Origin of the sequence: Priestia sp. JSM ZJ58 (genome assembly GCF_044383985.1) — a bacterium.
In the GTDB taxonomy this organism is placed as follows: Bacteria; Bacillota; Bacilli; order Bacillales; family Bacillaceae_H; genus Priestia; species Priestia zanthoxyli.
In genome coordinates this window covers 481458-500552 of record NZ_JBISEM010000001.1, presented here as the reverse complement: position 1 = coordinate 500552, position 19095 = coordinate 481458, and the positions used below count along the sequence as shown (strand labels likewise).

Here is a 19095-nt window from a genome sequence, read left to right as displayed (position 1 = left end):
TCATATCACACCTTACGATTCATTATCTCCCTGTACGTGTAGTATGGATTTTCTTAAATTTTCTAATTCACGTTTCTGAACAGACCATTAATTACCAAATAAAAAAAGCAATCCGTTTCACTATTCTTCTTTGAATAGCAAAACGGATTGCTTCTTAAGTATTACGTGTCATTCATATGCAGCTTCATTTGTTTTAAGATTTTCTTCTCAAGCCTCGATACCTGAACCTGAGAAATTCCTAGCCTTGCGGCCACTTCGGACTGAGTTTGATCTTTGTAATACCTCAAATAGACAATGAGCTTTTCACGCTCATCAAGTTCTTCAATTGCTTCTTTTAAAGCAATTTTATCAAACCACTTCGCTTCCGTATGATCAGCAATTTGGTCAAGAAGGGTAATTGGATCTCCATCATTTTCATAGACGGTCTCGTGAATAGACGAAGGAGCACGATTAGCTTCTTGAGCCAGCACTACTTCTTCAGGAGTGAGATCCAAATGTTCTGCAACCTCAGCGACTGTAGGGACGCGTCCAAGCAATTTGGAAAGCTCATCTTTTGCTTTACGTATTTTATTGCTCATTTCTTTCAGAGAACGGCTAACCTTTACCGTGCCATCATCACGAATAAACCGCTGAATTTCACCAATAATCATCGGAACAGCATATGTTGAAAATTTAACATCATACGATAGGTCAAATTTATCAACGGACTTTAATAGTCCTATACATCCAATTTGAAATAAATCATCGGGCTCATAACCACGGTTAATAAAACGTTGAACAACCGACCAAACGAGCCGCATATTTTTTTGGACGATTGTATCTCGTGCAATTTGATCACCTTGCTGACTGCGCTTGATGAGGTCTTTAACTTCATGATCCTTTAAATACGGTTCGTTTTTATTTTTTTTGACCTCCACATCCATTGGCAAGTCTCCTTAATTACATAGCGCTTTACTATTTGTTAAGTGCTTTTTTAAATATAAGGTCGTACCTTCTAATACAGTAGACTCTACTCGAATTTCGTCCATAAAGTTTTCCATTATGGTGAAACCCATTCCAGAGCGTTCTAGATCTGGTTTCGTTGTGTATAAAGGCTGCTTTGCTTCATCCACGTTATCGATACCAATTCCTTCATCACGAATCATCAGCTCCACTACACCGTCTTCATGAAGCGTCACAGAAATATATACCACACCATCCGGATTGCTTTCGTAGCCGTGAATAATAGCATTTGTTACTGCTTCAGATACGACTGTTTTAATTTCTGTTAACTCATCCATTGTTGGATCTAACTGTGTAATAAATGATGCTACCGTGACGCGGGCAAACGATTCATTTTGACTAAGCGCGGAAAATTGGAGGTTCATTTGATTTTTCATTATGCCACCCCCAATTTTTGAAGCGCGTTTTCTTCATTAGGTTCAAAACGAATAATTTTAAATAAGCCTGACATATTAAACAAACGTTCTACAGCGGGAGAAATAGCGCATACAACCATTTCCCCACCGTTATTATGAACTTGTTTGTATCTCCCTAAAATAACCCCCAAGCCAGAGCTGTCCATAAAGGTTAAATGCTGTAGATTTAAAATCAAATGGCTGATAGATTCCTTCTCTATCGCTTGGGTGATTTTGCTTCTTAGCTCTTCTGCCGTATGATGATCTAATTCTCCTGTTAATCGAACCAACAAGACATCTTGTTTGAATTCCAGTTCAATTGAAAGACTCACTATACAAACCTCCTCGGAAATCTTATAGTCAATCTTTCGCTGCCAACAGAATAGAATCCTTCTCACCGACAAAACTAGTTCTATTTCGTCACATTTAGCTGTTTAAGATGTTTGAGAGAAAATAGAGAACGTACGTTTAAATAGCTTCCACCAAGAAGCAGCATCGATATCTTCTTTTGCAAGAAGCGGTGAAGAACTCATTACTTTGTTATCCTTCTTAATGGTCAACGTTCCAATTTTGTCGCCTTTTTGAATAGGCGCATTTAACTTCTCGTTCATTTTCACTTCTGTTTTAACATCTTTGGCTGCATTTCCTTTTTTCAATAAAACAGAAATAGGCTCTGACGTAACGGCTGTTACCTGATCTTCACTACCCTTGTTTACATCTATCTTGGCAATAACGTCTCCTTTTTTGTATAAAGGCTTCGTTGTATATTGACTGAATGCGTAGTCTAACATTTTGGTTACTTGATTATTGCGATCTTTTGGCGTGCTTGCACCGAATACAACCGCTAACACACGCATATTTCCCTTTTTAGCGGTAGCTGTCAGGCAATACTTAGCTTGACCTGTAAATCCCGTTTTGAGTCCATCAACCCCGGGATAAAACTTCACTAAGCGATTCGTATTTACTAACCAAAACTTCTTATCTGTATCCGTGCGTAAATAAGCTTCGTATTTACTTGTATAGTTAATAATTTTTTCATACTTTAGTAGCTCTCTGCCCATCATGGCCATATCATGAGCTGTACTATAGTGATTTTCTACAGGCAGGCCTGTCGGATTTTGAAATTTTGTATGAGTCAAACCAAGCTCTTTCGCTTTTTGGTTCATCTTTGCTACAAATTTTTCTTCTGATCCAGCTAAATATTCAGCCATTGCCATAGAAGCATCGTTACCAGAACCTATCGCAATCCCTTTTAGCAAATCATTTACCGTCATTTCTTCTCCGGGCTCTAAAAAGATTTGTGAGCCTCCCATTGAAGCGGCATATTCACTTGCTCGCACTTTATCTTTTAAGGTAATTTTCCCTTTATCCAAAGCCTCCATAATTAAAATCATTGTCATAATTTTAGTCATACTGGCAGGGGGAAGTTTTTGATTACTATTTTTTTCGTATAGAATTTTTCCTGTATCCCGTTCAATTAAAATAGCTGACCTAGCACTGTCAGCAAGCTCAGAACTCTTTTTTTCTGCGGCTAAAACAGGTTGCGTCATAAGTGGAAATAAAAATATGACAACGAGTAACTTTACAATAGTTCGCTTCATCTCCACAAACCTCCATTCTTTATACAACCTATTTTTTCCAAGGTATAATCGATTTATACTAAACGAAATAAAAAAAGCATCGAGAAATTCTCGATGCTTGAAGTCATATTTTCTTCTTATTTTTGATCAGCTGGAAGTTGCTTTACTACTTCTTTTACAAGCGATAAAAACTGCTGTTTTACTTTTTCAGTCGTTTCAATCACTTCTTCATGATTTAACGGCTGATCTAAAATACCAGCTGCCATATTAGAAATACAAGAAATACCTAGCACTTTCATACCTGCATGGCGTGCTACAATAACTTCTGGTACTGTAGACATACCGACCGCGTCTCCCCCGATAATGCGAAGCATTCGTACTTCAGCAGGCGTTTCATATGTTGGACCTGTATTTCCTACATATACACCTTCTTGTAAGGCGATATTTAAATCAGCTCCTACTTTCTTCGCTAATTGACGAAGGTCCTTGCAGTAAGCAGTTGACATATCCGGGAATCTTACGCCAAAATCAGAGTCATTAGGTCCAATCAAAGGGTTCGTTCCAAAGTTATTAATATGATCAGAAATAATCATTAAGTCTCCTGGATTAAAGGATTCGTTTACTCCGCCTGCTGCATTCGTTACAATCAACGTTTCTACACCGATTTCTTTCATTACGCGCACTGGAAATGTTACTTTATCAAGGGCGTACCCTTCATAAAAGTGAAAACGTCCTTGCATAGCTACAACCGGTACGTCATGAATAGTACCTATTACTAATTGACCTGCGTGACCTTCAACTGTTGAAACCGGGAACTCAGGAATGTCGTTGTACGGAATTTTTACCGCGCCTTCAATTTCGTCAGCTAATACCCCTAGTCCAGAACCTAAAATAAGCCCAATGGTTGGTGTAACAGCTGATTGATTTTTAATATATGCTGCTGCTTTTTCAATATATTCTTTTTTCATACTCCATTCCCCCTGCTTAATTCAGCTCTTGTAAAAAACTTTTTCCATGCTTAGGCATTGCTACGCCAAAATTTTCTGCTACCGTTGCGCCAATATCCGCAAACGTTTGACGAATAGAAAGTTCTTTTCCTTCTTTCATGCCTTTATTGTACACAAGAAGCGGCACGTATTCACGCGTATGGTCTGTCCCATGATGAACAGGGTCATTTCCATGATCCGCTGTAATAATCAATAAATCATCTTCTTTTAATAAATCAAATACTTCTTCCAAGCGTGCATCATATTCTTCAAGCGCTTGCCCATATCCTTGTGGATCGCGGCGATGGCCATAGAGAGCATCAAAATCAACTAAATTTAAGAAGCTTAAGCCTGTGAAGTCCATGTTTAATGTATCAACTAGCTTATCCATGCCGTCCATATTCGACTTGGTACGAAGAGATTTTGTGACCCCTTCTCCGTCGTAAATATCAGAAATTTTACCGATAGCAATAACATCGATGTCATTGTCTTTTAATTCATTCATTACTGTACGTCCAAAAGGCTTTAATGCATAGTCATGACGATTGGATGTACGAGTGAAGTTACCTGGTTCACCTAAAAACGGGCGAGCGATAACACGTCCAATCATATATGGATCATCAAGCGTTAATTCACGAGCAATCTCACAAATTTTGTACAATTCATCAATTGGAACAATTTCTTCATGAGCAGCAATTTGCAAAACAGAATCTGCTGATGTATAGACGATTAAGTCACCTGTTTCCATATGCTGTTTTCCTAGCTCATCTAAAATTTCTGTACCAGATGCTGGTTTGTTTCCAATAATTTTACGGCCTGTTTTTTCTTCTAATTGTGAAATCAGCTCTTCTGGAAATCCGTCTGGAAACACATTAAAAGGCGTATCAATATTAAGACCCATAATTTCCCAATGACCTGTCATTGTATCTTTTCCGGCAGAAGCTTCCTGCATTTTTGTATAGTAAGCCAACGGCTTTTCGGCTTTATCAATTCCTTTAATTTCACGGATATTGCTTAGACCAAGCTTAGCCATATTAGGCATATGAAGACCGTTGCAGTGTTCTGCAATATGACCAAACGTATCGGCACCTTTATCATTGTATTTTTCAGCATCCGGTGATTCACCGATACCTACTGAATCCATGACAACTAAAAATACGCGTTTATATGTATGCGCCATTTTATTCCCTCCAAATATCAATTTATTTATTCTCTATAAAATTCCCGTTTGGAAATAATTTAACCATCTTCTCTTATTGGTCAGAAGTCTGACCTCTCTATTAGTATAGACGCTTTTTATTTTTTTGTACACAGGAATGAAAGTGTTTTCAATCAAAAAAACCAATGTCTATGAACTTACTGGACATTGGGATCTTCCTACGCTCGCGGGTGAAACTGATTGTATACATCTTTTAAACGTGCTTTTGTGACATGTGTATAAATTTGAGTGGTCGAAATATCCGCATGCCCGAGCATTTCTTGAACAGCTCTCAAATCCGCGCCGTTCTCTAACAAATGAGTAGCAAACGAATGGCGTAACGTATGTGGAGTTAATTCTTTTTCAATTTTTGCTTCAGAAGCTAACTTTTTTAATATTTTCCAAAACCCCTGCCTTGTCAAGCGCCTTCCATGATGATTAACAAAAAGTGCTTTGTCCTGTTCCTTTTGCTTTGTTAAAATACTCCGGCCATGCTGTAAGTACTCTTCAATCGCCTCTGTTGCCAACCTTCCGATGGGGACAATTCTTTCTTTATTCCCTTTTCCGATACACCGAATAAATCCCATCGTCAAATGTGCATCATCAATATTTAAGTTAACGAGTTCAGATACACGAATTCCAGTAGCATAAAGCAATTCAAGCATCGCTTTGTCTCGTATGCCAAAAGGCGTCGAAGTATCAAACACATTTAACAGCGCCTCTACTTCCTCTGCATTTAGCACTTTTGGCAGCTTGCGCTCAAGCTGCGGAGTATCAATATGAACGGATGGATCTGTATCCGCTGCTTTTTCCCTTAGTAAGAATTGATGAAAAGATCTAGTTGAAGCCACATGTCTCGCAATCGTTTTAGATGATTTTTGCTGATCACTTAAATATTTCAGAAAATTAACGATGTGGAGTCTTGTTACTTCATTAAATGATTTCAGCTGCTCTACATGCTCTAAATATTGAGCATACTTTTTTAAATCTCGTTCATACGAATCAATCGTATTTTTCGCCAGTCCCCGCTCTACTACTAAATAATGAATAAAATCTTGAATTTGATCATTCAATAGCCTCTACTCCCCGTTTTGATAAAACATAAATAAACGCTCCAGCCACGTCTGATCTTTGTTCACACTTGCTTGCATGACCTTAACTGCTGAACCCGACGGCTCATCATAACGTTTATAATTTTGATACTCTTGAGATACCCATATCATTCCAAAATAAAACAAAAGAGTAAACCCGGTAAATAAGATAAATACTTTACATGTATTATATACCATTTCAGCCCATGATTTCATGAAACAATTCCTCCAATTTTTGATTCTATTAGAAGATATGCCAATTGGGACAGGTTTTATACATGTTTCTTGCCTTTATACGCTGAGTTCTCTCCTTGTCATTTCCTTCCTTTCTATAAAACCATATAGCTTGTAACCTCGTTATTTTTTCTATTTATGTACAACAAAAAACCTTCTCCATTATGGAAAAGGCTTTTACTGCTTGTCTTCTTTATCCTGACAGCGATGGCAAATGCCATGAAATGTCAAGCGGTGATCTTTAATTTTAAAATTCCATTGCTTTTCCACAATTTCTTCAACGTCTTCAAGCAAATCTTCTTGAATTTCGTCCACAGATCCACATTCCATACACACAAGGTGATGATGAAAGTGTGCGGCTCCTTCTTGTCTTAAATCGTAGCGAGAAACGCCATCGCCAAAGTTTATTTTATCAACAATTTTAAGTTCAGTTAACAATTCTAACGTACGATAAACAGTTGCCAATCCAATTTCCGGAGACTTTTCCTTGACGAGGAGATATACATCTTCGGCACTTAAATGATCCTCTTCATGTTCAAGAAGTACTCTTACAGTCGCCTCACGTTGAGGTGTCAATTTATAGCTAGCTGAGTGCAACTGCTGCTTAATTCGCTCAATTCGACTTTCCATAATTATTCCCTCCCTCGCCATTCACTAATCCATTATATCAGATGTGTCGAGGGTGTCAAAATAAAGTTATTCTTAATAAGAAAAAAGAATTCTTTTTATTTAATACTTATTCTTACTTATTTAATAGAGCCATTACACTTTTCATTAAAGTAGGTGATACGTAAGCTTCAACTGTAGCTGCACAGGCAACCAAACATATCATTGCAATCATCGTGCCGCTATAGCGTAAAAAGGATGCAGAAATAGGCTCCGCTGCTTTTTTAAAAAACTGCTGCCGCACGAGCTTCAAAGAAAAGGCAACTGAAGCTGCAGACAGAATCAGAAATGCCGGTATGAGAAAGATATTTTGCGGCATAACAGATACAAAAGATAGCGCAAACCCAGAGAGTCCCATTTGATTGACTAAAAAGCCTACGGTAAAACCAATCACCATTCCTTTTAAAAACAGCAGAATTAACACTACAGGCAAACCAATAATAGCAATTCCTAGTATCCAAATGAGCCCTAAGTATTTAACATTGTGAAAAAAACTTTGCTGAAACATTTCAACGCTGCTTGCTACTTCCCCACTCTTTACCTGTCCGAAAAACCGGTTTAAATAGAAGTACAGGTCTTCTTTTTGATCAAGCGTCAAACTATTTACAACAATAGCCCCAAAAATGATTCCCATTAAAAACAGCACGGTTACAAATAAATAAATAGAACTGTTTTCTTGAAAATGTCTTGCATACGATAATGGCAATTGTTTTTTTCTCATCGTCTTCCTCCTATTAATCGCTTAATAGAGTGTATGATAGAGTACAAAAACTATGCCAAGAATCTTTTAAATCTATCACATAAAAAAGAGATTAAGACATAATGAAATTAATCTAATCTAAATAAGAACAAATGAGATAGTATGGATAGCTTGTGACACCGCTGTTGATTTTCATGCAAGGCTTCGCTTTCCGCGGGCGGCCGGTGAGCCTCCTCGTCGCGTACGCTCCTGCGGGGTCTCACCTATTCCGTTTTTCCCGCAGGAGTCTTCGCCTTGCCCTCCAATCAACCGCTAGAACCAACTACATAAATGAAAGCTACGTTCACCATCAACTTAAAAAAAATCCGAACGAATTTGATTCTAAATCAAGAATCTCTATTTATCGTTCGGATTTTTCTTCAACTAAAATATGGTTGTCACACATTTTTTAAGCTAGAGATACGCGCATGCCTGTTTTTTCTCACATCAAATGACGTTTCAATGTAAACCTCTAAATTGCTAGATTGCCGTACGTATGTAAAAGAAAAAACTCTCTTACTCTCCTAATCCGCTTTTTAACTGTAAGTACTGCACAGCATATGCTGTTTTTGCATCGTAAATTTCTTTGTTTTGAATAAGAGTAAGGGCCTCATCTACAGTAACTTCCATCACTTCAACAAATTCATCTTCGTCCAATTCCGCTTTGGTGGTCATCACTTTTAAATCTTCTGCTAAATAAACGTGAACCAACTCATCTGCAAAACCTGGCGATGTGTAAAAAGAAATAATATGGCTAAGGGAATCTGTTGTATAGCCCGTTTCTTCTTCTAACTCACGTTTTGCCGTTACAATCGGCTCTTCTCCTTTTTCTAGCTTTCCGGCTGGAATTTCCACTAAAATACGATCCATCGGTCTGCGATACTGTTTGACCATAACCATTTTATGATCGCTTGTTAACGCAATGACAGCGACAGCTCCAGGATGCTTAACTACTTCTCTTGTACTCGTTTTTCCGTTCGGAAGCTCTACTTCTTCTAAGTACAAATCAATCACTCTGCCTCCAAACAGCTTTTCAGAAGACCGCATTTTTTCTGTTAAATGATCCATTTTCTCCACCTCGTTCTATTTTTTTGACTCTTACATATATTCTATCATACGAATCTTGGGAGGTAGAAAAAATGAAAGTTTATGTTCACGAGAAGCAAATCATTTTAGTCGGTAAAGCATGGGAAATTAAGCAAAAGTTAAAAGAATACGGCGAACAATTTCAGTATGTTGATGAGTGGACGAACGCTATCTCTCAAAATTTTAATTCTTACAAACAACAAGCAGACTGCAGACACTAATTGTGCTGCAGTTTTTTAATCTTCTTATTTGAGTTTCTCTCTATCATAGCGCTACAATAGATAGAAACAAGTAAAAAATAAGGAGTGGCATATATGGAAAAAAGACGCTTAGGTACTTCAGATTTGCTGGTCAGTACATTAGGTTTAGGATGCATGTCTCTTGGCACGGAACAGAAACACGCTGTCAATATGATTGATGAAGCTCTGGAATATGGCATTAATTATTTTGATACAGCAGATTTATATGACTTTGGCTTAAACGAGGAGTTTGTGGGACAAGCTTTAAAAAACCGCAGACATGATATTGTTTTAGCCACAAAAGTAGGAAATCGCTGGAATGATGCAAAAGACAGCTGGACGTGGGATCCGTCTAAAGCTTACATAAAAGATGAAGTAAAAGAAAGCCTGCGCCGGCTTCAAACGGATTACATCGATTTATATCAACTGCACGGAGGGACTGTTGAAGACAATATTGAAGAAACGATTGAAGCATTTGAAGAATTAAAACAAGAAGGCGTCATTCGCTACTATGGTATTTCATCTATCCGGCCGAATGTGATTCGAGAGTATGTGCAAAACTCTTCTATTGTCAGTGTCATGATGCAATATAGCTTGTTAGACAGACGTCCTGAAGAAAGTGCACTTCCCCTTTTGCACGATAACGGCATTAGCGTTGTAGCCAGAGGTCCAGTAGCCAAAGGGCTGCTAACCGAAAAAGGAGAGCAAAAGCTTGCTGCATTCGAAGGTAAGGGATACTTAGACTATAGCGGTACGGAATTATCAAAAACGATTGAAGCATTTCGTCACGTACGACCAAATCACTCTCTGAATTCAACTGCACTTCAATACTGTTTAGCTAATCCTACGGTAGCCTCAGTTGTAGCGGGAGCAAGCTCTTCTTCACAGCTTCGTGAAAACGTAAAGGCTGTCGAGACCTCCCCCCTACAGCCTACTGAAGTTAACAAACTGCACTCGATCTTTAAAGCAAACCAATATGAAGCTCATCGTTAAAAAATAAAAGCGCCTTTATCGGCGCTTTTATTTTTTAAATTCGGACCAGTTCATATCACTTTCATTTAACAGCTCTTCAAACGATTTATGTTTTTCTTTTTCTTTTCGAATTCGAGCAGCTTCTTTACGTTCTGTTTCTTTCTGCTCTTCTTCTTTTAAAGAAAGCGCCTGTTTTTTAGCCTGAAGCTGTTTTAATAAGCTATCATTTAGCTGATCTTTGATACTGAGCTGATCATTTTGTTTTTGTGCTGATTGTTTTTGCTTTTTTTTAGCCATCACAATTCCCCCGCTACTTTAATTGAGAGATATTGTATCATATTCTTGCTTTTGTTACCAAAAATCAAAATGCATCTAGTTTTACATGTTCATCAATGATTAAAGTTGGCTCTGTAGACTGTTGAATATCTTCTACCGTATAGCCTTTCGCTACTTCGACAAGTTTTAGGCCTTCTGCCGTAATGTCAATGACCGCTCGATCTGTAATAATACGATCTACTACCCCTTTTCCTGTCAGAGGGAGGGTGCACTCATTTAAGATTTTAGGTTGGTCTTTTCTCGTCACATGTTCCATAATAACAATGATGCGCTGCGCTCCATGAACTAAATCCATTGCACCGCCCATTCCTTTAATCATTTTTCCAGGAATCATCCAGTTAGCTAAGTCACCAGTTTTTGAGACTTCCATGCCTCCTAAAATCGCAATATTAATATGCCCTCCGCGAATCATGCCAAACGATTCAGCACTGTCGAAGTAAGAAGCCCCTTTTGTCGCCGTTACGGTTTCTTTGCCTGCATTAATTAAATCAGGATCTACTTCTCCTTCTTTCGGATATGGTCCAATGCCTAACAGACCGTTTTCGGACTGAAGCACAACCGTTTTATTATCTGAGATATGATTAGCCACAAGCGTTGGAATACCAATTCCAAGGTTTACATAAAATCCGTCCAAAATTTCTTTTTCAGCACGTTTTGCAATTCGCTCTCTCACGTTCACGCCGTTTTCAATCATGAAAAATCTCTCCCCTTTTGTTATTTTTGAACGGTTAAACGCTCAATACGTTTTTCTTGTTCACCAATAATTAACGATTGAACATATACACTAGGTGTGTGGATAATATTTGGATCAAGTGAACCTGTTGGATGAAGTTCCTCTACTTCTGCTATCGTCACTTTTCCTGCTGCTGCAATCATTGGGCTGAAATTGCGCGCTGTCTTGTTATACACTAAATTCCCCATATGATCGGCTTTCCAAGCTCTAACCAAACTAAAATCAGCTTTTAACGCCTCTTCTAGTAAATATTCTTTCCCATCAAACACACGAACTTCTTTTCCTTCAGCAATGGGTGTTCCCACTCCCGCTGGTGTATAAAATGCAGGTATGCCCGCTCCGCCGGCGCGAATCTTTTCAGCTAGCGTGCCTTGAGGTAGCAATTCTACTTCAATTTCTCCTGACAATACTTGTCTTTCAAACTCTTTATTTTCTCCCACGTAAGAGCCAATCATCTTTTTAATTTGTTTGTTTTTCAGAAGCAGTCCAAGTCCCCAGTCGTCTACGCCGCAGTTATTTGAAATTACGGTTAAATCTTTTACCCCTGTTTCAACTAACGCTAAAATCAAATTCTCCGGAATTCCACATAAACCAAAACCACCGACCATCATCGTAGCACCGTCGTGAATATCTTTCACCGCTTCTTTAAACGACGTATGTACTTGTTTCATACATAACCACCCCTTCGTTATTTTTGAAAACGCTTTCTAATCTATTATAAAAGATTTTTATTTCTTTTTAAATATATATATAACTAAAAATTATAATTTAATCATTTTTTTGTCAAAAAAGTTATATTAGTAGACAAAATTCAAAGAAAAACAAAAACGCCACGAGTTCCAAAGCAGTATGTTTGGAATCTGTGGCGTTGTGATATAGCTTTAATGTTTGTTAAAGCTATATCAAAAATTAAGGACGTTCAACGATTGTTGCAACACCTTGGCCTCCGCCAATACATAACGTTGCTAAACCAAGTTTTGCGTCGCGTTTTTGCATTTCATGAATAAGTGAAACCAGGACACGTGTACCACTTGCACCAATAGGATGTCCAAGCGCAATTGCTCCACCGTTTACATTTAAAATATCATGGTTAAATTGAAGTTCACGATCCACAGCGATTGACTGTGCAGCGAATGCTTCGTTTGCTTCTACTAGTTGAACGTCTTCTAATGAAACAGCAGCTCTTTCAAGCGCCTTTTTCACTGCGCTTACAGGACCGATTCCCATAATGCTTGGGTCTACTCCAGCAGTTGCATTAGCTTTAATAGACACTAATGGTGTTAGGCCTAACTCGTCTGCTTTTTTACGGCTCATTACCACTACTGCAGCTGCACCGTCATTGATACCAGATGCATTACCAGCTGTTACTGAACCGTCTTTTTTGAAAGCTGGACGTAGCTTTCCTAGACTTTCAGCCGTTGTGCCTGCGCGTGGGAACTCATCTTGTTCAAAAATTGTTACTTGGCCTTTTCTTCCAGGCACTTCTACTGGCACAATTTCATCTGCGAAACGGCCAGATTGAATAGCTGCTTCTGCTTTTTGCTGACTTGAAGCTGCAAATGCATCTTGTTCGTCGCGAGTAATTTCATATTTATCACACAGGTTTTCAGCTGTAACGCCCATATGGTAGTCGTTAAATGCACACCATAATCCATCTTGGATCATGCTGTCGACTACTTTTTGATCGCCCATTTTAAACCCGTTGCGTGCATTTTTTAATAGGTATGGTGCTTGGCTCATGTTTTCCATTCCACCAGCAACAATCACATCAGCATCCCCAGCAAGAATCGCCTGTGTAGCGAGATGTACTGCTTTTAGTCCTGATCCGCATACTTTATTGATGGTTAATGCTGAAACAGTTTCAGGTAACCCTGCTGCTAAAGTTGCTTGTCGTGCTGGATTTTGTCCTAAACCTGCTTGTAAGACATTTCCCATAATAACTTCATCTACTTCGTTTGCTGATACCCCTGCTTTGTTTAAAGCTTCTTTAATTACAGTACCACCTAAAGTTGTTGCGGATACATTTTGTAAGCTTCCCCCAAAGCTGCCGATTGCTGTACGTACAGCGCTTACAATGACTACTTCTGTTTGACCCATGTCGAAAACCTCTCCTTACTGTTTGATTACTGTGATTAACTGTCACTTGTATTAATTTCGACATCGCTTGCGAAATTCCTCTTTTTTTGTAAAAATTTATAATTTTTATTGAATTTTAATTTTTTAGAATTAAAATAAATATTAGTAAGCGTTTACATTGTGGGAGGAGAGCGGTTTATGGGATTTCCTGAAAAAGTAACAATTATAGAAGTTGGTCCACGAGATGGACTTCAAAATGAAAAAAATTTTGTTCCAACTGATAAAAAAATTAATTTTATCAAAAAATTAAAAGAAGCTGGACTATCTGAAATCGAAATTACATCCTTTGTTTCTCCAAAATGGGTTCCTCAAATGAAAGATGCTTCTACTATTGCACCTATATTCCAGCCTGATACATGCCGAAACATTGTACTGGTGCCGAATCAAAAAGGCTTGGAAAAGGCACTGCAAGCTGATTGCCGCTCGGTTGCGCTTTTTATTGGCGTAAGCGATACTTTTAATCAAAAAAATATTAACAAAAACACCGAAGAAGCTGTCCAAACGCTGCTTCCTCTCATTCAGCAGCTTAAGCAGCAAGAATGTTTTATTCGCACCTGCATTTCCACCGCCTTTTATTGCCCATATGAAGGAAAAATAAATGAACGTGACGTGCTGAGCCTTTGCGAAAGCTTTGTGGAAGCTGGAGTAGATGAGCTAAGCGTTGCCGATACAATTGGCATGGCAAATCCTAAAGATGTATTTTCACTTTTCTCGAAATTAAAACAAAGTTTTTCCCACACGCTACTTGCTGCGCACTTTCACGATACGAGAGGATTGGCTATTGCCAATATCTATGCAGCTCTGCAAGCCGGTATTAACAGGTTCGATTCATCCGCTGGCGGGCTAGGAGGATGTCCATTTGCTAAGGGAGCAACGGGAAACGTAGCTACCGAAGATCTTGTCTTTATGCTTCATGAAATGGGTATTTCCACTTCTATTAATGAAGAAAAGCTGCTCGAAGCGGTCGATTTTATCGCTCCTTACATTTCAAGACCGATTGAAAGCAAGCAATACTCTTTATTTGCACAGCGTTAAAAATTAGGTTTTTATGAGAGCGATGCTATAATAACTAATAGCTATATTAACAAAAGGAGCCGCTAATCATGAAAAAATGGCTATTATTAGTAGGAAGCGTTCTCGGAGCATTTGCCGCTCTTGGCATCTTTTTTACAAATCAAATGATGTACATCCGTAAAAAGACCGACAAAGTTATTATTGACCGCGATACGGAAGATGGCTTTTATGATGAGAAAGTCTATAGCACTCTTCCTAAAGAAGCATTTGTACTTCCTTCTTCTCTAGGCTATAACATAGCTGGAACCGTTATTAAACAACACGATAACAACCGATTTATGATTCTTTCGCATGGAGTCACAGTTCATTCACTGAATTCTATGAAATATGCTCGGCTTTTTCTGAAGCTTGGATGGAACGTCGTTCTTTATGATCATCGCCGTCACGGCAAGTCTGAAGGGAAAACAACGAGCTACGGCTATTATGAAAAGCTGGACCTTCAATCTGTTGTTCACTGGGTAAAAGAACAATTCGGTTCAACTATTTCCCTTGGGATTCACGGGGAGTCTATGGGAGCTGCGACCACTCTTTTGTATGCTGGAATGGAAGACGGAGCTGATTTTTATATTGTCGACTGCCCTTTTTCAGACTTGGAAGAACTTCTTGCCTATCGCTTAAAACAAGATTTCCATCTGCCCAAACAGCTTGTGATGCCAGCAGCCAATATTATTTTAAAATGGCGAGAAGGCTATTCATTTAAAGACGTATCCCCCATTTCAGTCGTAGATCAAATAAAACATCCTGTTCTGTTTATCCATAGTAAAGAAGATGACTATATTCTTCCTAAAATGACGGAGCAGCTGCATGCCAAAAAAATGGGTGCAAAACGGATGTATTTGGCACCTGTAGGCACTCATGCCCGCTCGTATGCTGATAATCCAGGGGAATATGAACAAGTTATTGAATCATTTTTAGAAAAAATACAAAAAGAAGCGCATTAAAGCGCTTCTTTTGTTTTATCGATGAATGACATGCGCGGATTTAAAATTTGAGAAGGACATTTTAGCATAAACGCATATGCACTTTCATTGTAGTCAACCGTCATATTATCATCTAGAAATACTTGCTTTGTTTTTTCGACAAGAACGGGAACAAAATTCGTCTCGATGGTCACATCATCGCTCTCTTTTTCATCAACAATCCATAGCGTCGTTACACCGCTCACCACACAGCCGCATCCATCCGTATCGTATTTCAATTTTAAATATAGTGAAGAATCTTTTCCGTACTTTTCTTGTATTTTTGTTATTGCTTTATCTGTAAAGGTAATATTCATTTTCCTTTAACTCCTTTTAAACTAATTGTATAAACAAACGAAAATTGCTTATATAATGAGTATAATACACATCTTGCTTTCATTAAACTCTGGCGCTTCATATAGGTGTGTACAAAAAGGAGGTTTTTCTATGTCAAAAGTACAAATTAAAGTAATGGATAACGGTTCTTTCCGTGTCACTGGAGACGTTGAATTAATTGATGCAGACGGCAATAAATTTGAAACAAAGCCGACATTTTCACTATGCCGATGTGGCCAGTCGCAAAAGATGCCCTTTTGCGACGGAAATCATAAAGGAAAATTCGACTCTTGTGTGCGCGCTGCAAAAGTTTTAGACGAGCAGTAGATTCATAGAAATACAGCTTTACTGAACGAAAGCATTAACGAAAAACATTGATAACCTGTGATTAAAGCACAGGTTATTTTCTATTAAACGCATCCCCTGCCAATTTTTCTACGAGCCCCGGGGCAAGCTGATACACCTTCGAACCCATGTTCATCCACTTAGGCAAGTTGACTTCTCGTTTTGATTTCCCAATAATATTGACCGTTTTTTCAGCTACGTATTGAGGTTTTAACATAAACTTTTCTACACTTTTTTCATAGTTTCCTGACTGATCCGCTATTGAAAAAAAGTTGGTTTGAATAGGACCTGGATTCACTGCGGTTACATAGATATCCGTTTTTGCTAATTCCATTCGCAGGCTGTTGGTAAACCCTAGCACGGCATGTTTAGAAGCTGAATAGCCACTGGATTTAGGCGTTGCCAGTTTGCCTGCTTGAGAAGCAATGTTAATAATATGTCCTTTGTTTTCTTTTAGCATATAAGCTAAAATTTCTTGTGTACATGCAATTAATCCAATAACATTGACTTGAAACATTGATGCAATTGTCGAAATGGATGCTTCTTTCACTTCTTCAAATACACCAAAGCCTGCATTATTAATCAGCACATCAACACGCTTAATTTCACTTATCATTTTCTGAACAACACTTTTGACTTCCTCTACGTTCGCTACGTCAGCTTTATATATGTAAGAGGTAATCCCATACTTTTGATTAATTTGCTCAGCTACTCGCTGCAGCTTTTCTTCTGTACGTGCAAGTAAAACGGGGACGCCCCCTCTTTTGGCCACTTCATAAGCTAAATGTTCTCCAAGACCTCCTGAAGCGCCTGTAATCACGACATGTTGGTTCTTTAACGAGGATTTCAAATATAACACACCTTTTTTGTAAGTTAAGAGCACACAGAATAAATAAGCGTACTTTCCTTTTCATGTGTACTGATTTTATTTGCATCTTCTAAAAAATCGAGCTGACCAATTGTTTCAGAAAGAGTTAGCCCTAGTTCTTTTTCATAAATAGTAGGAAATAGCTGTTTGCAAATATCAAACGCTGTTTGAGGGCGTTCTTTTATCATGCTAAGCACTTTATCCGCTCGGTCGCTTTGCTTTTGTAACCTCTCTTGTACAAGTTCACGGACATGTAATACTTCATCTCCATGACCTGTATAGATACAGCTTATCTCTAAGTCAAGCAGACGTCTTAACGAATGATTATATTGAAGAAGCGTTTTAGGCCGCTCGCCGCTTGGTTTCATAGGAGGTTCAATAAGCGGATTAGATGAAATATGCTTTAACAGCAAATCTCCTCCAATCATAACCGCTGTTTTTTCATTGTATAATGCAATATGGCTTTGAGCATGACCGGGCACTTCAAGCACTTTCCAACTCTCTAGGCCCGGAATGTAATCTCCTTCCTGCACAGAAGTCGTAAGAGAACGGTGACATGAATACTTCATTGATGCTTTTAAACGTTTTAAATAGGGGCGAAATCTTTCATCTACGCCCGCTTTCATAAAGTGATCTTCAAAAAACGCATCGTACCACTCAAAAAAATCCGGATTCTGAGAGATCCAAGGCTGATTTTTCGCATGACCGACTATGGCGATATCTTTATCAAAAAAATCAAGCATTCCTACGTGATCAGGATGGTGATGAGTTAGGACAACTTGTTTAATATCATCTGGTTTTAATCCTATTTCATTAAGCTTTTCTTTAAATACAGACCACGCTGCCTCCGTTTTAATACCAGCATCGATTAGCGTAACGGTCTGACCTTTTATAACAAAAACATTCACATCTCCTACCGCAAAAGGAGTAGGCAGCACAATTTTATACAATTGCTCATTCATCTGTATTTTTGCTCCTTTACCATCGCATTTTCTTTTAAGTTTACACGATTTCCCCCCTTATTTATACAATTGCTTTCGTTTTCTGAAAATTACATTGACATCCCTCTCTTTTTCATTGCATAATGACAGAAATATAGTGAAGTTTTATTCATATCTTTAGATAACTATGCATTTTATAAAGAAGAGATACACAAACACAAACCTTTAACAGATACTGAAATTTCAGTATCTGTTTTCATTGGATAGCAAATGACTGGAGGAAATTTTAATGAAAACGGATTTAAACATCGCCTTTATTGGAGCTGGATCAATGGCTGAAGCCATGATCTCAGGGCTGCTGTCAGATAAAAAGCTTCGCCCCAATCAAATCACCGTAACAAATCATAGCAGCGATAAAAGACTTCACGAACTTCGAAACGCCTATGGAATTAACATTACGCGTAATCATGCCTTGTTAATAGAAAAAAGCGATATCGTCATGCTTGCTATTAAACCAAAAGACGTAGCCGAAAGCATCAATACGATTAAGTCCTATATTCGTCCCCATCACCTCGTTCTCTCTGTTTTAGCGGGTGTATCGACTGCCACAATTGTAAACTTGTTTGACCAAGAAGTAGCGGTTGTAAGAGCTATGCCAAATACATCTGCTTCTATTGGATTATCGGCTACAGCCATTGCACCCGGGAAGTTTGCTACAGCGGAGCATATGAACGTTACTACTGCTTTATTTGAAACGATTGGTACGGTTACAACTGTAGAGGAAGAGCAGCTTCACGCTGTAACAGGACTATCTGGAAGCGGCCCAGCGTATGTCTATTATCTAGTAGAAGCAATGGAAAAAGCAGCTGAAAAACAAGGCTTGGATACGTCAGTGTCAAACGAACTAATTCTTCAAACGCTTATCGGTGCTGCAGAAATGCTGAAACAGTCACCTAAAACACCGGCCGTACTTCGAAAAGAAGTTATGAGTCCTGGCGGTACAACAGAAGCAGGTATCGAACAGCTTATTTCTCATAACTTCCAAGAAGCGATGATGCAGTGTATTGAACAAGCTACCATTCGCTCTAAATATTTAGGAGATACGATTGACGAAAAAATCTCGAGTAAACGTTCGTAAAGGTTCACCTCTTTCTAAAAAAGAAAGAGGTTTTTTTATGA

At 38.5% G+C, this 19095-nt stretch carries 24 protein-coding genes; 6 read left to right on the top strand and 18 right to left on the bottom strand.

Going from position 1 to position 19095, the window contains the following annotated elements; all coding sequences use genetic code 11:
* Positions 1 to 161 precede the first annotated feature (161 nt).
* The 11 genes from sigF to ACH6EI_RS02520 all read right to left on the bottom strand — a co-directional run bounded on the left by sigF (position 162) and on the right by ACH6EI_RS02520 (position 8959).
* Positions 162 to 923 carry an RNA polymerase sporulation sigma factor SigF gene (gene sigF, locus ACH6EI_RS02570; protein ID WP_013059074.1) on the bottom strand — a complete coding sequence of 254 codons (762 nt, stop codon included), beginning with the start codon at positions 921 to 923 and terminating at the stop codon, positions 162 to 164.
* A 12-nt stretch (positions 924 to 935) separates the two neighbouring features.
* A complete protein-coding gene (spoIIAB, locus tag ACH6EI_RS02565) occupies positions 936 to 1379 on the bottom strand; it encodes an anti-sigma F factor (RefSeq protein ID WP_013084935.1) in 444 nt (147 codons plus the stop codon).
* Complete coding sequence (spoIIAA, locus tag ACH6EI_RS02560) at positions 1379 to 1729, bottom strand: anti-sigma F factor antagonist (RefSeq protein WP_014458299.1); 351 nt, start codon at positions 1727 to 1729, stop codon at positions 1379 to 1381. Before spoIIAA ends, spoIIAB begins: the two co-directional genes overlap by 1 nt.
* Before the next feature lie 102 nt (positions 1730 to 1831).
* Complete coding sequence (locus tag ACH6EI_RS02555) at positions 1832 to 2998, bottom strand: D-alanyl-D-alanine carboxypeptidase family protein (protein WP_099331269.1); 1167 nt, start codon at positions 2996 to 2998, stop codon at positions 1832 to 1834.
* A 116-nt stretch (positions 2999 to 3114) separates the two neighbouring features.
* Positions 3115 to 3945 (bottom strand): purine-nucleoside phosphorylase, encoded by an 831-nt coding sequence (locus ACH6EI_RS02550; protein WP_028411548.1) that lies wholly within the window; start codon positions 3943 to 3945, stop codon positions 3115 to 3117.
* A gap of 16 nt (positions 3946 to 3961) precedes the next feature.
* Positions 3962 to 5143, bottom strand: a complete 1182-nt coding sequence (gene deoB, locus ACH6EI_RS02545; protein WP_028411549.1) for a phosphopentomutase — start codon at positions 5141 to 5143, stop codon at positions 3962 to 3964.
* 197 nt (positions 5144 to 5340) lie between these two features.
* Positions 5341 to 6234 (bottom strand): site-specific tyrosine recombinase XerD, encoded by an 894-nt coding sequence (gene xerD / locus ACH6EI_RS02540; RefSeq protein ID WP_028411550.1) that lies wholly within the window; start codon positions 6232 to 6234, stop codon positions 5341 to 5343.
* Positions 6235 to 6240: 6 nt separating this feature from the next.
* Positions 6241 to 6468, bottom strand: a complete 228-nt coding sequence (locus ACH6EI_RS02535; protein ID WP_013059081.1) for a YqzK family protein — start codon at positions 6466 to 6468, stop codon at positions 6241 to 6243.
* 195 nt (positions 6469 to 6663) lie between these two features.
* Positions 6664 to 7116: a ferric iron uptake transcriptional regulator gene (fur, locus tag ACH6EI_RS02530; RefSeq protein WP_013059082.1), complete on the bottom strand. Its 453-nt coding sequence runs from the start codon at positions 7114 to 7116 to the stop codon at positions 6664 to 6666.
* Between the two features lie 112 nt (positions 7117 to 7228).
* Positions 7229 to 7873, bottom strand: a complete 645-nt coding sequence (spoIIM, locus tag ACH6EI_RS02525) for a stage II sporulation protein M (protein WP_025750451.1) — start codon at positions 7871 to 7873, stop codon at positions 7229 to 7231.
* A 534-nt stretch (positions 7874 to 8407) separates the two neighbouring features.
* The gene (locus ACH6EI_RS02520) at positions 8408 to 8959 is read right to left on the bottom strand and encodes an NUDIX hydrolase (RefSeq protein WP_028411551.1); all 552 of its coding nucleotides are present in this window, start codon (positions 8957 to 8959) and stop codon (positions 8408 to 8410) included.
* A gap of 71 nt (positions 8960 to 9030) precedes the next feature.
* On the opposite strand from ACH6EI_RS02520, the gene mciZ reads away from it, so the two are divergent.
* Both mciZ and ACH6EI_RS02510 read left to right on the top strand, forming a co-directional pair.
* Complete coding sequence (gene mciZ / locus ACH6EI_RS02515) at positions 9031 to 9198, top strand: Z-ring formation inhibitor MciZ (RefSeq protein WP_033579730.1); 168 nt, start codon at positions 9031 to 9033, stop codon at positions 9196 to 9198.
* Positions 9199 to 9291: 93 nt separating this feature from the next.
* Positions 9292 to 10209: an aldo/keto reductase gene (locus ACH6EI_RS02510; protein WP_028411552.1), complete on the top strand. Its 918-nt coding sequence runs from the start codon at positions 9292 to 9294 to the stop codon at positions 10207 to 10209.
* Positions 10210 to 10236: 27 nt separating this feature from the next.
* Here ACH6EI_RS02510 and ACH6EI_RS02505 read toward each other — a convergent pair whose 3' ends face one another.
* The 4 genes from ACH6EI_RS02505 to ACH6EI_RS02490 all read right to left on the bottom strand — a co-directional run bounded on the left by ACH6EI_RS02505 (position 10237) and on the right by ACH6EI_RS02490 (position 13354).
* Positions 10237 to 10485: a YqkE family protein gene (locus ACH6EI_RS02505; RefSeq protein ID WP_028411553.1), complete on the bottom strand. Its 249-nt coding sequence runs from the start codon at positions 10483 to 10485 to the stop codon at positions 10237 to 10239.
* A 64-nt stretch (positions 10486 to 10549) separates the two neighbouring features.
* Positions 10550 to 11218, bottom strand: coding sequence for a CoA transferase subunit B (locus ACH6EI_RS02500; RefSeq protein ID WP_028411554.1), 669 nt, complete (start codon positions 11216 to 11218; stop codon positions 10550 to 10552).
* 20 nt (positions 11219 to 11238) lie between these two features.
* Positions 11239 to 11928 carry a CoA transferase subunit A gene (locus tag ACH6EI_RS02495; protein WP_028411555.1) on the bottom strand — a complete coding sequence of 230 codons (690 nt, stop codon included), beginning with the start codon at positions 11926 to 11928 and terminating at the stop codon, positions 11239 to 11241.
* 238 nt (positions 11929 to 12166) lie between these two features.
* Entirely contained in the window at positions 12167 to 13354 is a 1188-nt protein-coding gene (locus ACH6EI_RS02490) for an acetyl-CoA C-acetyltransferase (protein ID WP_028411556.1), read from the bottom strand.
* Between the two features lie 177 nt (positions 13355 to 13531).
* Between ACH6EI_RS02490 and ACH6EI_RS02485 the strand changes: the two genes are divergently transcribed.
* Positions 13532 to 14428 carry a hydroxymethylglutaryl-CoA lyase gene (locus ACH6EI_RS02485; RefSeq protein WP_028411557.1) on the top strand — a complete coding sequence of 299 codons (897 nt, stop codon included), beginning with the start codon at positions 13532 to 13534 and terminating at the stop codon, positions 14426 to 14428.
* A gap of 68 nt (positions 14429 to 14496) precedes the next feature.
* A complete protein-coding gene (locus ACH6EI_RS02480) occupies positions 14497 to 15408 on the top strand; it encodes an alpha/beta hydrolase (RefSeq protein WP_028411558.1) in 912 nt (303 codons plus the stop codon).
* On the opposite strand, the gene ACH6EI_RS02475 is transcribed toward ACH6EI_RS02480, so the two are convergent.
* Positions 15405 to 15743: an iron-sulfur cluster biosynthesis family protein gene (locus ACH6EI_RS02475; protein WP_028411559.1), complete on the bottom strand. Its 339-nt coding sequence runs from the start codon at positions 15741 to 15743 to the stop codon at positions 15405 to 15407. The genes ACH6EI_RS02480 and ACH6EI_RS02475 overlap by 4 nt on opposite strands.
* Before the next feature lie 130 nt (positions 15744 to 15873).
* Between ACH6EI_RS02475 and ACH6EI_RS02470 the strand changes: the two genes are divergently transcribed.
* A complete protein-coding gene (locus ACH6EI_RS02470; RefSeq protein WP_028410691.1) occupies positions 15874 to 16089 on the top strand; it encodes a CDGSH iron-sulfur domain-containing protein in 216 nt (71 codons plus the stop codon).
* A 73-nt stretch (positions 16090 to 16162) separates the two neighbouring features.
* On the opposite strand, the gene ACH6EI_RS02465 is transcribed toward ACH6EI_RS02470, so the two are convergent.
* Both ACH6EI_RS02465 and ACH6EI_RS02460 read right to left on the bottom strand, forming a co-directional pair.
* Complete coding sequence (locus tag ACH6EI_RS02465) at positions 16163 to 16957, bottom strand: SDR family NAD(P)-dependent oxidoreductase (protein WP_099331270.1); 795 nt, start codon at positions 16955 to 16957, stop codon at positions 16163 to 16165.
* 23 nt (positions 16958 to 16980) lie between these two features.
* Positions 16981 to 17937 carry an MBL fold metallo-hydrolase gene (locus tag ACH6EI_RS02460; protein ID WP_028411561.1) on the bottom strand — a complete coding sequence of 319 codons (957 nt, stop codon included), beginning with the start codon at positions 17935 to 17937 and terminating at the stop codon, positions 16981 to 16983.
* A 268-nt stretch (positions 17938 to 18205) separates the two neighbouring features.
* Here ACH6EI_RS02460 and proI point away from each other — a divergent pair, with 268 nt between their 5' ends.
* Complete coding sequence (proI, locus tag ACH6EI_RS02455) at positions 18206 to 19054, top strand: pyrroline-5-carboxylate reductase ProI (protein WP_099000482.1); 849 nt, start codon at positions 18206 to 18208, stop codon at positions 19052 to 19054.
* The last annotated feature ends 41 nt before the right edge of the window (positions 19055 to 19095 follow it).

Excerpts from the sequence above, each read along its gene's own strand:
- ACH6EI_RS02490 (WP_028411556.1), bottom strand. The coding sequence starts at position 13,354 with ATGGGTCAAACAGAAGTAGTCATTGTAAGCGCTGTACGTACAGCAATC.
- ACH6EI_RS02500 (WP_028411554.1), bottom strand. The coding sequence starts at position 11,218 with ATGATTGAAAACGGCGTGAACGTGAGAGAGCGAATTGCAAAACGTGCT.
- spoIIM (WP_025750451.1), bottom strand. The coding sequence starts at position 7,873 with ATGAGAAAAAAACAATTGCCATTATCGTATGCAAGACATTTTCAAGAA.
- spoIIAB (WP_013084935.1), bottom strand. The coding sequence starts at position 1,379 with ATGAAAAATCAAATGAACCTCCAATTTTCCGCGCTTAGTCAAAATGAA.
- proI (WP_099000482.1), top strand. The coding sequence starts at position 18,206 with ATGAAAACGGATTTAAACATCGCCTTTATTGGAGCTGGATCAATGGCT.
- sigF (WP_013059074.1), bottom strand. The coding sequence starts at position 923 with ATGGATGTGGAGGTCAAAAAAAATAAAAACGAACCGTATTTAAAGGAT.
- ACH6EI_RS02510 (WP_028411552.1), top strand. The coding sequence starts at position 9,292 with ATGGAAAAAAGACGCTTAGGTACTTCAGATTTGCTGGTCAGTACATTA.
- ACH6EI_RS02535 (WP_013059081.1), bottom strand. The coding sequence starts at position 6,468 with ATGAAATCATGGGCTGAAATGGTATATAATACATGTAAAGTATTTATC.
- deoB (WP_028411549.1), bottom strand. The coding sequence starts at position 5,143 with ATGGCGCATACATATAAACGCGTATTTTTAGTTGTCATGGATTCAGTA.
- mciZ (WP_033579730.1), top strand. The coding sequence starts at position 9,031 with ATGAAAGTTTATGTTCACGAGAAGCAAATCATTTTAGTCGGTAAAGCA.
- ACH6EI_RS02475 (WP_028411559.1), bottom strand. The coding sequence starts at position 15,743 with ATGAATATTACCTTTACAGATAAAGCAATAACAAAAATACAAGAAAAG.
- ACH6EI_RS02550 (WP_028411548.1), bottom strand. The coding sequence starts at position 3,945 with ATGAAAAAAGAATATATTGAAAAAGCAGCAGCATATATTAAAAATCAA.
- ACH6EI_RS02495 (WP_028411555.1), bottom strand. The coding sequence starts at position 11,928 with ATGAAACAAGTACATACGTCGTTTAAAGAAGCGGTGAAAGATATTCAC.
- ACH6EI_RS02460 (WP_028411561.1), bottom strand. The coding sequence starts at position 17,937 with ATGAATGAGCAATTGTATAAAATTGTGCTGCCTACTCCTTTTGCGGTA.
- ACH6EI_RS02485 (WP_028411557.1), top strand. The coding sequence starts at position 13,532 with ATGGGATTTCCTGAAAAAGTAACAATTATAGAAGTTGGTCCACGAGAT.
- ACH6EI_RS02555 (WP_099331269.1), bottom strand. The coding sequence starts at position 2,998 with ATGAAGCGAACTATTGTAAAGTTACTCGTTGTCATATTTTTATTTCCA.
- ACH6EI_RS02520 (WP_028411551.1), bottom strand. The coding sequence starts at position 8,959 with ATGGATCATTTAACAGAAAAAATGCGGTCTTCTGAAAAGCTGTTTGGA.
- ACH6EI_RS02505 (WP_028411553.1), bottom strand. The coding sequence starts at position 10,485 with ATGGCTAAAAAAAAGCAAAAACAATCAGCACAAAAACAAAATGATCAG.
- ACH6EI_RS02470 (WP_028410691.1), top strand. The coding sequence starts at position 15,874 with ATGTCAAAAGTACAAATTAAAGTAATGGATAACGGTTCTTTCCGTGTC.
- fur (WP_013059082.1), bottom strand. The coding sequence starts at position 7,116 with ATGGAAAGTCGAATTGAGCGAATTAAGCAGCAGTTGCACTCAGCTAGC.
- ACH6EI_RS02480 (WP_028411558.1), top strand. The coding sequence starts at position 14,497 with ATGAAAAAATGGCTATTATTAGTAGGAAGCGTTCTCGGAGCATTTGCC.